Source organism: Clostridium thermosuccinogenes, from assembly GCF_002896855.1.
In the GTDB taxonomy this organism is placed as follows: domain Bacteria; phylum Bacillota; class Clostridia; order Acetivibrionales; family DSM-5807; genus Pseudoclostridium; species Pseudoclostridium thermosuccinogenes.
Window position 1 is genome coordinate 1,726,259 of record NZ_CP021850.1, and the last position, 13,320, is coordinate 1,739,578.

Below are 13,320 nucleotides of genomic sequence, written 5' to 3' on the forward strand. Positions count from 1 at the left end.
AGATTTATATTAGTATGCGCATAATAGAGAAAAATAATTGATGACTGGTTATGCGCCGGTACAAAAGTTTTGCAATGCAAAGCTCCGGTTTATCGAAGCGCTAGGTTGAAATTGATGAAGGGTTGATATAATATAGTACGGGTTTTGCATAACTACAGGCATGCGAAGGAGCATATTATGGAGTTAAAGGGAAGATTGGGATTAATTGCTAAAAAGGTATCCTCATGTGATATTGCATGTGACATCGGCACCGACCATGCATATATACCCATTCATCTGGTGCTGAATGGTGTATGTAAAAGAGCTGTGGCCTCCGATGTCAGGAAGGGACCTTTAAAGGCTGCTAAAGAGAATATTGAGCGTTATGGTTTAAGTGATAAAATAGAGTTGAGACTGGGCTATGGACTGGAAACCATTCCTGAGGATGAAGCTGATGGGATAATCATTGCAGGCATGGGGGGAGAGCTGATAAAAAATATACTTGCCGAAGGGATTACCAAGGCCAAAAAGGCAGCTTTTATCATACTTCAGCCCATGAACTCCCATGAAATACTTAGGGAATGGCTGTATGACAATGGTTTTGACATCTATGACGAAGAAATGGTAGAAGACGGCGGAAAAATATATTCGGTTATGTCGGTGCGTTGGACAGGCAACAGGTTGAAAATGGACCCAATAAGCTTGTATATAGGCGCAAAGCTCATAGAGAAAAGAGACCCGCTGTTGAAGCCTTATATTGACAAAAAAATAATGCAGATGGACAAGGCAATAAACGAGCTTTTAAAGTCCGGCGAAAGAAACAGGGATATCCTCAATAGATATGTCTGGCAGAGAGATGAGTTGAAAAGAATATCCGGTATGCTGGATGAAAAAACTTTAGGTTAGCTTGTGGTGCTGGAATTTTCGACAGCGGAGTTCAGAGTTAAGCAATAGAATTGATAACAAGCAATAAATTTAATAGTAAACCGTGATATAGTTATGAGTTTTAATCAGATAGAAGCAAAAGGCTCGCACGAAAGAAAAAGCTGAATACTTTCAGGGTAATTTAATGGCATCGGTTGATGTAATAGATCGGTAGATATCAATACCATCGGAATACGAATCCCAAGATAGATACCTAAAAACAGGGAAGCTCAAATTCGCTTCGCAAAGGAGGAATTGGATTGGCTGTAAAATGCAAAGATATAGCAAAGTTAATGGAAAGTCAGGCTCCGGTGAAGCTCTCAGAGGAATGGGACAACGTGGGGCTGCTGCTGGGAAGCTTGGAAAACGAAGTAAAGCGCATAATGGTATGCATGGATGTCACCACGAAAATTGCCGATGAAGCTGCTGCAAAAGGGGTTGACCTGATAGTGTCGCACCACCCGCTGATTTTCAGAGGCATGAAGCGTATAAATGAGGACGACCCAAAAGGCAAGGTCATTTACAAGCTTATTAGAAACAATATAAATGTATACTGCGCCCATACTAATTTTGATGTGGCCGATGGAGGGCTGAATGACCGGCTGGCGGAAATCATAGATCTTAAAGATGTTAAGAACCTCCGGTGCTACAAGCAGGAAAAACTGTATAAAGTGGTGGTATTTGTACCGGAAGATAAGGTTGACGATGTAAGGGACGCCATGTGCAGTGCAGGGGCAGGCTGGATAGGAAATTACAGCGATTGCTCATTCATGGCAGGGGGTATCGGCACTTTTAGACCCCTTGATGGTACCAATCCATATATTGGTGCGAAGGGAAAGCTGGAGAAGGTAAATGAGTACAGGCTTGAAACAATAGTTCCCGAAAGCCTGTTGAAAAAGGTTGTGGAAGCGATGATTAAAGCCCATCCCTATGAGGAAGTGGCATATGACATATATCTGACCGAGCTGAAGGGAATGGAGTACGGCATGGGCAAAGTGGGATATCTGGAGCAGCCGCTAAAGCTTGAGGAATTCATAGATATGGTGAAGGAGAAGCTGAAAGTGAGCACAGTAAGGGTGATAGGGCCATCGCCGGATACTGTATCAAAAGTAGGTGTTTTTTGCGGCAGCTTTGATGAAGATTATTCAGGTATTTTAAAAGAAAAAACCGATGTTCTGCTGACCGGGGACATAAAATACCATACAGCGGTGGATATGACGGAAATGGGATTGTGTGTGGTTGACGCCGGACACTTTAATACAGAAAAAATTTTTGTTCCAGCAGTTATGAAGCTGTTTAAAGATACTTTCAGAGATATAGATGTCATTGCCAGCCAAGTGGAAAGCGATCCATTTAAATTCAGTTGACTTTAACATATCGGAGCGCTATAATAGTAAAGCTGACGAACGGATAATCACAGTTAACATATAATGAGGAAGCCAATGCGTGCGGAGTGCGCAGGGCATGACTGAATTTTCGGCATGTACCGGATGTGATATGGGAATGAATCCCACGGTATTGTGCTTTTGTTAACATAAAAATTAATATTGATGAGTAAGCCAGACAGTTGCGTATACAGTGCCGAAAGGCCGTATATGAGGAAAGTCCGGGCTCCACAGGGCAAGGTGCCGGGTAACTCCCGGTGAAGGCGACTTCAAGGAAAGTGCAACAGAGATATACCGCGTTCCAGGGAGCAGAAAACAGGGATCGGAGAGCAGAAAATTCTTAGTTCAGATGCGTTCAAAGCTATTTCTTAATCTGATTTCCGGCATCTGTTTTCTGTTCTCTGGAGCGTAAGGGTGGAAAGGTGAGGTAAGAGCTCACCAGCGGCATGGCGACTTGCCGGTCTATGTAAACCCCACCTGGAGCAACACCGTAGAGGGACGTTAAAGGTTGCCCGCCTGTCCCGAGTAGGTGGCTTGAGCATTGCAGAAATGTAATGCCTAGATAGATGACTGTCTAATACAGAACCCGGCTTATAGACTTACTCATATCTTGATAACAAAACCACCGGCGTTTGCCAGGTGGTTTTGTGTCATGCGGCAATCAGGGAAAGTAACATGGATAAAAAGCCTTAGTTTGAAAATAATTGCCGAATTACATAATCTATGCTATTGTATAGGTATGGGTTTCCAGAAGTCTATACAATTTTTACCAGATGGGCTACAGCACAAGACCTGGAGAAACTCTAGAAAAATTATAAAGATTAAATTTTGCTATTTTCCAGGGGGGTATACTCAATGATAAAAAAGTACTCAAAACTATTATTGTCCGTTGCAGCAATGACTCTTGCAATCCCGGGATGTTCATCGGGGCAGGCCGAGAAAACCATAAAGGCCGGTAATATTGCAGATATCAGAAGTAAGGTATGGAACTCATATGTTGAAAAAGTATCAGAAGATCCTGAACGCAAAAATGAGTTTGAAAGCAAAGAACTGAAATACGGAGAGGTGACCATGCGTTATGAAATGTTTACCATCGGAGAAGCGCCTGAAGATGGTTATCCTCTGTACATAACTCTTCATGGAGGTGGAAATGCCCCAAAGGAAGTCAATGACCAGCAGTGGGAGCATATGAAGATCTATTACCGTAACAGCGTTGAAAATGGCGTTTATGTTGCAGTCAGAGGAGTGCGGGACACCTGGAATACCCATTTCAATGATGAGTCGTATCCCCTTTATGATAGGCTCATAGAGAATATGATACTGTTTGCTAATGTAAACCCAAACCGTGTATATATTTTAGGCTTTTCAGCCGGAGGCGACGGAGTTTATCAGATTGCTCCCCGCATGGCAGACCGCTTCGCAGCAGCCAATATGTCTGCCGGACATCCCAATGGCGTATCCATGAAGAATGTTCGAAACCTTCCGTTTGCCATCCAGGTTGGGGAGAAAGACACCGCATATGAAAGGAATGTGCAGGCAGCTATATATGACGGTATATTATCAGATTTGGAGAAGGCGGAAGGAGGTTATTACCATCAAACTTTCATCCACTATAATAAACCCCACAATTTCTATGATAATCACGCAATGAGAAACAACCAAAAGGTAATAGCTGATCTGGAAGCATGGAGGACTGAAAATAACCGATTGACCTTTGAGGCTAATACAAACGCCATAGATTGGGTTTCCAGATTCAAGAGAAATCCATACCCTGAGAAGATTGTATGGGATCTGTCTACCCGCGCTTCTTTGCGGGATGTAAACTCCTTCTATTGGCTTCGCCTGAACAACCCGGAAGAGGAAACCGAGGGTGAGATAAAAGCCAGTCTGGACCCGAAAGCAAACAGTGTTATCATAGATACTGCCAACTTAAAGGGAGGCTTCACAATCCTGCTCAATGAAAAAATGCTGAATATTTTTAAACCTGTTACTGTGCATATAGGAGATCAGAAGTTTAAAGTAGACGTCAAGCCGAGCGAGGAGTTCCTGATTGAAACCACCTTTGAGCGTGGTGATTTCAATTACCAGTTTGCCGCCGGAATTTCTCTGGGTAAGGAGAATAACGTGTGGAAGGTATTGGAATAGATAATATCCTTGCACATTTCAATTAAACGATATAAAAAAAAGTCTTCTGCAAAGTTAAAATGCAAATCCGGTATTGACAAGATGAAATAAATGAGGCATAATACCATTCGGAGTGAGCATGCTTAAGCATATGCGAGCAGCATGGGGAGAATATCCTACACGAAGATAAACCCTTCGGAGTCACTTAACAGTGACTCTGTAGGGTTTTTTTGTGTGCCCCGGAAACTTATCTGAAAAGTTCATGCTCCGGTTTGCATGTATCAGACAACCTGCTTGTACCATTGCTCGTTATATAGCCCAAGGGTTATGGTATAATATGTTTAGGGAGGTATAAATTGCATGAAGAATGGAAGAAATCAAACACCAGAAAAATATGATGTAATAATTGTCGGCTGCGGCAGCGCAGGCATCTTTGCCGCCCTTGAGATGAAAAGAATCAATCCTGAAAGCCGTATTCTGATACTGGAGAAGGGCAGCTCAATTGAAAAAAGGGTGTGCCCGAAAAGAAAAACAGGCCGGTGTGCTGGCTGCAATCCATGCAATATAACCACCGGGTTTTCGGGAGCCGGCGCATACAGCGACGGTAAATTAAGCTTGTCGCCGGATGTGGGCGGAACCCTGCCTGAGCATATCGGTTACAGGGAAACCCAGGAACTCATCAACTATGTTGATGACATATACCTGTCCTTTGGAGCCGACAGAAATGTATATGGGATTGATAATCCCCAAAGAATCGAGGAGATACGCACAAAGGCGATAAGAAGCAATCTTAAGCTTGTAGAGTGCCCAATAAGGCATCTTGGTACTGAAGAGAGCTATAACATATATGTGAAAATTCAAAAACACCTTTTAGACAGCGGTGTGGAGATACTTTTCAGAAATCCTGTGGAGGACCTGATCATAGAGGACGGTGTGGCAAAAGGAGTTATTGCCGACAGGGAATACTATGCCGACAATGTAATTGTGGCAGTTGGAAGGGAAGGCTCAGACTGGTTTAAGGTGCTGTGCGACAAATATGGGATAGAATCAGAAGTCGGAATTATTGATATAGGAGTCAGGGTGGAAGTCAGAAACGAAGTGATGAAAGAATTAAATGAGACGATGTATGAAAGCAAGCTGATTTATCACACACCGACTTTTGACGACAAGGTTAGGGTATTCTGTTCGAATCCTTCCGGCGAAGTGACCACCGAATATTATGAAGATAATCTTGCCGTGGTGAACGGGCATAGTTATAAGGCAAAGGATATGAAAACGAACAATACGAACTTTGCACTGCTGGTTTCAAAGCATTTCACCGAGCCTTTTAATGAGCCTATAGAATATGGAAAATCCATTGCTAAGCTAGCCAACATGCTGGCAGGCAACAGGATAATCGTTCAGCGCTACGGAGATTTTAAAAGAGGCCGCAGAACCATAGAGGAAAGGCTTATGAGAAACAATATAGTGCCTACGCTTAAAGATGCGGTTCCAGGGGATTTGAGCCTTGTGTTCCCATACAGGATCATGCTGGACATCAAAGAAATGATAGAGGCTTTGGATAAGATTGTTCCAGGCATTGCCAGCGATGAGACACTCCTGTATGGAGTTGAAGTCAAGTTCTATTCCAACAAGGTAAAAACCAACAGGGATTTTGAGACCAACATTAAAAAACTCTATGTTGCAGGAGACGGCGCCGGTATCACCAGAGGACTCATGCAGGCGGGAGCAAACGGAGTGTATCTGGCAAGAAGGATAGCTAAATTGTCGGAGCATTAGAGATGAAATTGATGAACCAATATTTATAAAAAAAATATTTACAAAATAAAATATTTTGATGTGCTGGCATTTTTGATGGCGGAGTTCCGAGTAAAGAGGTAGAATCGATAACAAATACGTTAGACTATATACAAGCTTGAAACCTTAAATTACCCTTTCTATATCTCCAAGCTTAACTCACCCCTGTTTCCGCAAAGCCAGCACATAATTTATATAAGCAAAGCAGCAGGAAGATAGCATTCCAGAAACTTGCACTATATTTATATGTGTTTTACATCCCAATGCCTTCGTATTTTTTTTACATTTTATAAAATACTATTCATAGGAACATCAAATATGAGGAAACAATTTTATAGCATAAGAGGATGTGATTAATTGCAAGGGGAAAACAAAGTATCCTTCGGCAGAAATGCTGCCGATGATATAGGGTTGAGGGAAGAAAAGGAAGGAAGCAACGATACAAACAACCTTAAGGAATTGGGAAATACTACTGTATCAAGTGCGAGAGGCAATATTCACTGCCTTACCATAATAGGACAGATAGAAGGCCATATTATCCTTCCGCCCCATAACAAAACCACAAAGTATGAGCATGTGATACCGCAGCTGGTAGCTATCGAAGAGAGTGAAGAAATAGAAGGACTTCTGCTTGTGCTGAATACGGTGGGCGGTGATGTGGAAGCGGGACTGGCAATAGCTGAGATGATTGCCAGCATGTCAAAACCCACAGTATCCCTTGTGTTGGGGGGAGGCCACAGCATTGGCGTTCCTATGGCTGTTGCAACCAACTATTCATTTATTGCGCCGTCGGCTACCATGACCATACACCCGATACGTTTAAGCGGCATGATTATAGGAGTGCCTCAGACCTATGAGTATTTCGATAAAATGCAGGAGAGGGTGGTCCAGTTTGTTGCCAAAAACTCCAACATATCCAGGGAGGATTTTAGAAGCCTCATGCTGAAGACTGGAGAACTGGCAAATGATGTAGGGACTGTGCTCTTCGGGGAGGAAGCGGTAAAAACAGGATTGATAAACGAAATGGGCGGCTTGTCACAGGCTTTGAAGAAACTTTATGAACTGATAAGCATCTACAGGCAAAGAAAAAGAAATTCAGGGAAAACGGAGAGTGGTCTGCAATGATCCTTTACTCAATTGTACCGTGGGAAATAGTCTTCAAAAATGACGACTCTTCCGGTTCAACTTTTTTGGAAATGGAGTACATAGGGGAGAAGGTTATTGTATCCCCGACGCAGGACAACAGGTATGTCATAAACCGGATCATAAGCACCTCTCCAAAAGCTTACCTGAATCCGAAGCTGCAGCCGGGAGTGGTTATCGATAGAGCTATGCTGGACGGCAGAAACCTATAGTAAAATTATGAAAAATATGATATATTGAAGGTTAGTGAATATAATGGCAGCTATTGATTTGAAGCTGTTTGAAAGTGATATTCACTGGCCTTTTTTATTTTTTTGGGCGGCATGCAATTTGTGAAAAAGGCTAAGATGTTCGGTTGTATGTATAACAATCCTTTATAACTGCTCATGTAGGTATTTTCGGGGGTGTAATTTTGAAAGTAAAAAAGACACAAAAGAAGAGATACAGAAAAAAAGATGAGAGCATTTCGTTGGAAAAATATAACAATGAAATAATGGGAATATTGGTGTTGGCGTCCGGGGTGCTTGCAGGATTGAGCCTTTACTACACCCAATCGGTGGGGATATTTGGAAAGCTGCTGAAGGAAATCCTCCTTGGCCTTTTTGGAATGCCTGCTTTTATACTGCCTCCAGCTATTGCTTTTTACAGCATAATGATGATATTTAAGAAGAATGATAATACCCTGAAGGCCAGATACCTTTATGGACTTATCCTGTTGGCCTTAATATCATCACTGATCCAGACTGCCTTCTTCAACCGTAAGGATTATGAGAATTTAACTCCCGGAGGCAGTCTGTACAAGTTTATTCAAGACGGCATTAAATTGAAAGGCGGAGGTATTTTGGGAGGCCTTATAAGCACACCCTTTTTGCTGGCTTTTCAAACCTTGGGCACCATAATAATCATATCCGCCCTTTCTATAATTGATATTATTTTACTGACCAACATGTCTATTGCTAATTTTGCGAGAAATGTGAAAGATATTTTTGTGAAGATGTTTGAAAGGCTCGCAGCAGCTGTTAAAGCTGTGGCAAGGCTTGCAGGAAAAAGAGGAAAACAAGAGGAAGATTTGGAAGGCTATCCGGAGGGAACGGATATTGATTTCAAAACGGATTCGAAGCTGTTGGACTTTCAGAGTGAAAAGGCTTCCAGGGAGTTGAGGGAAAAGAATAAAAATAATGCCAAGAACGCTATGAAAGACGAAACGGACAGATTAGGGCCCATTGAGCTGGTAATAAGCGATTTCAGAAGTAATATAAAGACGGAGGATAAAATATCCGGAGACAATAGGCCGGATAACCATAAAGCTGAAGCTTTAAAGGAAAAGGACAGCAAAGAGGATGGGGAAATCGAGGAACAGCTTCAGCAAAAAATGCAGGAAAACAGCGGATTTGTTTATAAATACCCTCCTATTGAGCTGTTAAATGACAACAAGGATGGGATTAAAGACATAAAGGAAATCAGGAATGCCGCTATTGAAGGCGCTAAAAAACTGGAGGACACTTTAAAAAGCTTTGGTGTGGAGGCAAAGGTTATAAATATCAGCCGTGGTCCCACGGTAACCCGTTATGAGCTTCAGCCCAGCCCTGGGGTAAAGGTAAGCAAAATCGTCAATCTATCCGATGACATATCCTTAAACCTCGCTTCTTCCGGGGTCAGGATTGAGGCACCGATACCCGGCAAGGCCGCCGTAGGTATTGAAGTGCCAAACAAAGAGGTTTCTCCGGTTTTCTTAAGGGAAGTTATAGATTCCAAGGAGTTTTCCAGTTTTACGTCGAAGCTGGCCTTTGCATTAGGCAAGGATATTTCAGGGCAGAACATAATAGCTGATATTGCAAAAATGCCGCACCTTCTCATTGCCGGAGCAACAGGTTCGGGTAAGAGTGTTTGCATAAACAGCCTCATCACCAGTATTTTATATAAGGCATCACCGGATGAGGTAAAGCTACTTATGATTGACCCAAAGGTGGTTGAACTGGGCGTATACAATGGCATACCGCATTTGCTCATACCTGTGGTGACCGACCCTAAAAAGGCGGCAGGAGCCCTCAACTGGGCGGTGCAGGAAATGGTAAACAGGTACAAGCTTTTTGCAGAAAAGGGAGTAAGGGACATAAAGGGATACAACCATATACAAAAAGAGTCGGGCGAGCAGGGTATGATGCCGCATATAGTTGTAATAATAGATGAGCTTGCAGATTTGATGATGGTTGCTCCCAATGATGTGGAGGATGCGATATGCCGGCTGGCACAGATGGCCAGAGCAGCAGGCATGCATCTGGTAATCGCTACCCAGAGGCCATCGGTGGATGTCATTACAGGCATAATAAAAGCGAATATACCTTCAAGAATATCCTTTGCGGTATCTTCACAGGTAGACTCCAGGACCATACTGGATATGGCCGGAGCGGAAAAGCTCCTGGGAAAAGGCGACATGCTTTTTTATCCTGTAGGTGAGCCAAAGCCTATCAGAATTCAGGGAGCTTTTGTATCAGACGGTGAGATAGAACGGGTGGTGGAATATGTTAAATCCCAGGAGAAGGCGGAGTATAATGAGGATATTATTGAGAAGATAAACAGTGAAAAGGAAGTTGAAGAGAAAGACCCTGGTGATAATGATGAGCTTCTGCCCCAGGCTATTGAGATGGTGGTCGAAGCCGGCCAGGCTTCTGTTTCGCTCATCCAAAGAAAATTTAAAGTAGGCTATGCGAGGGCTGCAAGAATAATAGATCAGATGGAAGAAAGAGGAATCGTAGGGGGTTACGAGGGAAGCAAGCCCCGCCAGGTGCTAATTACAAGGCAGCAGCTCCAGGAAATGAAAATGAGCAATGGCGAATAGCGTATGGGATGTCATTTCCCGGGAAATGGCTGAATACGTAGTGAAATCCTGATCAGGCGGCAAATGCTTGTCATTATTTTCTCCCGTTTACGCATAAGTATAAATAGGAATAAAAGGGGGAAATAAATATGACTGTCGTAATAGGATTTGTGATTTTTCTGATGCTGCTTTTTATAATCTATATGTTCCACCGCCTGTACATCACACGGAAATGGATAAATATCATTTCCCTAGGATTTCAGATATGCATATTTACCATAGCCACGCTGGGATTTGTCGGAAATGTAGGCGCATCGGAATCCCTGGAAGCTTTGTACTTGCTTTTTGGATGTTTCCTGCCCGGAGGTTTTTTTGCATATGATTACTTCCGCATGATCAGGAGAGTGAAGCAGCCGGAATCGGCTGAAAGGCTCATAGATAATACCGCATCGGATATTGCTGAGGAAAGTACCGTCAAAATCGACATTCCGGAAAACACATTAAGCATAAAGGCTGAGAAATTTGTGCCGGAGGACTGGAGTACGCGGTATAATGCCGGTGTGAAGCTGTATGAGCAGGGGAGATATGCCGAAGCCGTGGATATGCTAAAAAAAGCTCTTGATGTCAAGCCGGATGAAATTATTATCTATTATCATATGGGCTGCGCGCTGATTGAGCAAAAAAGGTATGATGAAGCTCTGAACTGCTTTAAAAGGGCATTTGGGGTGAAGCTTACCGACAGTGAAATCTACTACGATATTGCCACCGTATACTCCCTTATTAAAAAATATGATATAGCTGTGGACGCATTGAGAAATGCCGTTCAACTGGACCATGATCTTAAGATAGAAGCCAGATATGACAGAGCTTTTGAGCCCATCAAAAAAAGTCCGGAGTTTAAGCGGATTGTTTCGTAAGCCATTAGTAATAGCAAACCAAATAAAACCGGTAGTTTAATCCTCCGGTTTTTGTGTTATAATGAGACCGGAATTACGAGGATATGATTAAAGTGGATATATAAAAAGTACTAAATTTACGCCGGATGAGTTTATTATCTGTTATAAATGGAAAAAAGATAATATGATGGCATTTTTGAAATGAAAGACACCGGTCAACAGATAAATTGCCTATACAGCACAAAAGGAAAAGGTGAAGGAATGAGATTTTTACCTATATCAAAAGAAGATATGAAGGAGAGGGGCTGGGATCAGCTGGACTTTCTCTTGATAAGCGGCGATGCCTATGTGGACCACCCGAGTTTCGGCACCGCAATTATATCAAGAATCCTGGAAAAGGAAGGCTACAGGGTTGGAATCATTGCTCAGCCGGATTGGAAAAGTGTTGATGCTTTCAAGATATTAGGACGTCCTAAATATGCAGTTCTTGTCACATCAGGTGTTATAGATTCGATGGTGAACCATTATACGGCCAGTAAGAAGGTCAGAAGCGACGATGTGTACTCTCCGGGAGGAAAGGCTGGTTACAGGCCTGATCGTGCCGTAATAGTTTACTGCAATAGAGTCAGGGAGGCCTTTAAGGATATACCCATCATCATAGGTGGGATAGAAGCGAGCCTCAGAAGATTTGCCCATTATGATTATTGGGATGACAAGGTAAGACGTTCAATACTTCAGGATTCAAGAGCCAATTTATTGGTATATGGCATGGGTGAGAAGCCCATATTGGAGATTGCGGGCATGCTTAAACAGGGCATACCCGTGAATGAAATAAAAGAAGTTCGTGGAACTGCTTATATTGCATCTTATGAGGATTTGCCCGATGAGATAAAGGAGCATATGGACAGCGGGGCTAAAAAGGGAAAATATGCTGTACTGCCATCCTTTGAAGAGGTTTCGGAGGACAAGGCGGAATATGCCAAAGCATTTAAAATTCAGTATGAAGAGCAGGATGCCATAACAGGAAGGACGCTGATACAAAAACATGGCGACAAGTATGTGGTGCAAAATCCTCCGATAATGCCCCTCAGCGAAAAGGAAATGGACAGGATATATGCTCTGCCCTACGAGAGGACCTACCATCCTATATATGAGAAATATGGAGGAATTCCGGCCATAAAGGAAGTAGAGTTCAGTATAACAAGCCATAGAGGCTGTTATGGCGGATGCTCCTTCTGTGCGTTGAATTTCCACCAGGGCAGGGTTATACAGCGCAGAAGCCAGAAGTCTGTGATCAATGAAGCCAGGAAGCTGACAATGCTGCCTAATTTTAAGGGCTATATCCACGACGTGGGAGGACCTACAGCCAACTTCAGGGGAAGAGCATGCGAAAAGCAGGATAAAAGCGGTGTTTGCAAAAACAGGCAGTGCTTATACCCTGAGCCTTGCAAAAACCTCATAGTGGATCACTCCGAATACCTGGATCTTCTGAGAAAGCTGCGGGAATTGCCCGGAGTCAAGAAGATATTTATCCGCTCGGGCATCAGGTATGATTACCTTATGCTGGACAAAAACGATGAGTTTTTTACCGAATTGTGTGAGCACCATGTAAGCGGCCAGCTGAAGGTTGCCCCGGAGCATGTTGTGAACAGAGTGCTGCACAGGATGGGAAAGCCTAGCAGAGAGGTATATGACAGGTTCGTGAAGAAGTTTTATGAAATAAACCAAAAGCTTAACAAAGAGCAATATCTGGTTCCCTATTTGATTTCAAGCCATCCTGGAAGCGATCTGAAGGCTGCTGTAGAGCTGGCTGTATATCTGAATAAGATAAAATACACCCCGGAGCAGGTCCAGGACTTTTATCCCACACCGGGAACGCTTTCCACATGCATGTTTTATACCGGCCTTGATCCCAGGGATATGAAAAAGGTCTATGTACCCAAATCTCCAAAGGAGAAAGCCATGCAAAGGGCATTGCTGCAATACAGAAAAAAGGAGAATTACAACCTTGTTTATGAGGCTTTGAAGCTGGCAGGAAGGGAAGACCTGATAGGATATGGCAAGGATTGTCTAATAAAGCCTCCTAAAGCCCCAAAGCAGCACGGAACCGGAAGGCAGGAGGAAAAAAACAGCTTGGGGCATGGAAGCAAAACGGGAGAAGGCAGAAAAAAAGCTGCCGGAAAGGCGAAAGGCGGAAGAACGGGAGGTAAAAGCCGGGCAGGCAGCTTGAGAGAAAGAAAAAAGAAGAGGTGAG

At 43.1% G+C, this 13,320-nt stretch carries 9 protein-coding genes and 1 other RNA gene; all 10 read left to right on the forward strand.

Features of this window, described 5'->3' with window-relative positions; genetic code table 11:
* Positions 1-177: 177 nt before the first annotated feature.
* The 10 genes from CDO33_RS07560 (at position 178) to CDO33_RS07610 (ending at position 13,319) form a co-directional block, all read left to right on the forward strand.
* Positions 178-885 (forward strand): tRNA (adenine(22)-N(1))-methyltransferase, encoded by a 708-nt coding sequence (locus tag CDO33_RS07560; protein ID WP_103080637.1) that lies wholly within the window; start codon positions 178-180, stop codon positions 883-885.
* A 278-nt stretch (positions 886-1,163) separates the two neighbouring features.
* Positions 1,164-2,270 (forward strand): Nif3-like dinuclear metal center hexameric protein, encoded by a 1,107-nt coding sequence (locus CDO33_RS07565; RefSeq protein WP_103080638.1) that lies wholly within the window; start codon positions 1,164-1,166, stop codon positions 2,268-2,270.
* Between the two features lie 184 nt (positions 2,271-2,454).
* Positions 2,455-2,898: RNase P RNA component class A (gene rnpB / locus CDO33_RS07570), an RNA gene on the forward strand.
* Positions 2,899-3,143: 245 nt separating this feature from the next.
* Positions 3,144-4,433 (forward strand): hypothetical protein, encoded by a 1,290-nt coding sequence (locus tag CDO33_RS07580; RefSeq protein WP_103080640.1) that lies wholly within the window; start codon positions 3,144-3,146, stop codon positions 4,431-4,433.
* 339 nt (positions 4,434-4,772) lie between these two features.
* Positions 4,773-6,191: an NAD(P)/FAD-dependent oxidoreductase gene (locus tag CDO33_RS07585; protein WP_103080641.1), complete on the forward strand. Its 1,419-nt coding sequence runs from the start codon at positions 4,773-4,775 to the stop codon at positions 6,189-6,191.
* A gap of 423 nt (positions 6,192-6,614) precedes the next feature.
* Complete coding sequence (locus CDO33_RS07590) at positions 6,615-7,334, forward strand: ClpP family protease (RefSeq protein WP_422678796.1); 720 nt, start codon at positions 6,615-6,617, stop codon at positions 7,332-7,334.
* Positions 7,331-7,564, forward strand: coding sequence for a YlzJ-like family protein (locus CDO33_RS07595; protein WP_103080643.1), 234 nt, complete (start codon positions 7,331-7,333; stop codon positions 7,562-7,564). The genes CDO33_RS07590 and CDO33_RS07595 overlap by 4 nt, the downstream gene beginning before the upstream one ends.
* Positions 7,565-7,764: 200 nt before the next feature.
* Positions 7,765-10,191: an FtsK/SpoIIIE family DNA translocase gene (locus CDO33_RS07600; protein ID WP_103080644.1), complete on the forward strand. Its 2,427-nt coding sequence runs from the start codon at positions 7,765-7,767 to the stop codon at positions 10,189-10,191.
* A 128-nt stretch (positions 10,192-10,319) separates the two neighbouring features.
* Positions 10,320-11,087: a tetratricopeptide repeat protein gene (locus CDO33_RS07605; RefSeq protein ID WP_103080645.1), complete on the forward strand. Its 768-nt coding sequence runs from the start codon at positions 10,320-10,322 to the stop codon at positions 11,085-11,087.
* A 240-nt stretch (positions 11,088-11,327) separates the two neighbouring features.
* Complete coding sequence (locus CDO33_RS07610) at positions 11,328-13,319, forward strand: YgiQ family radical SAM protein (RefSeq protein ID WP_103080709.1); 1,992 nt, start codon at positions 11,328-11,330, stop codon at positions 13,317-13,319.
* Position 13,320 lies beyond the last annotated feature (1 nt).

Coding starts and splice junctions, on each gene's coding strand:
- CDO33_RS07560 (WP_103080637.1), top strand. CDS start 178: ATGGAGTTAAAGGGAAGATTGGGATTAATTGCTAAAAAGGTATCCTCA.
- CDO33_RS07580 (WP_103080640.1), top strand. CDS start 3,144: ATGATAAAAAAGTACTCAAAACTATTATTGTCCGTTGCAGCAATGACT.
- CDO33_RS07585 (WP_103080641.1), top strand. CDS start 4,773: ATGAAGAATGGAAGAAATCAAACACCAGAAAAATATGATGTAATAATT.
- CDO33_RS07595 (WP_103080643.1), top strand. CDS start 7,331: ATGATCCTTTACTCAATTGTACCGTGGGAAATAGTCTTCAAAAATGAC.
- CDO33_RS07605 (WP_103080645.1), top strand. CDS start 10,320: ATGACTGTCGTAATAGGATTTGTGATTTTTCTGATGCTGCTTTTTATA.
- CDO33_RS07610 (WP_103080709.1), top strand. CDS start 11,328: ATGAGATTTTTACCTATATCAAAAGAAGATATGAAGGAGAGGGGCTGG.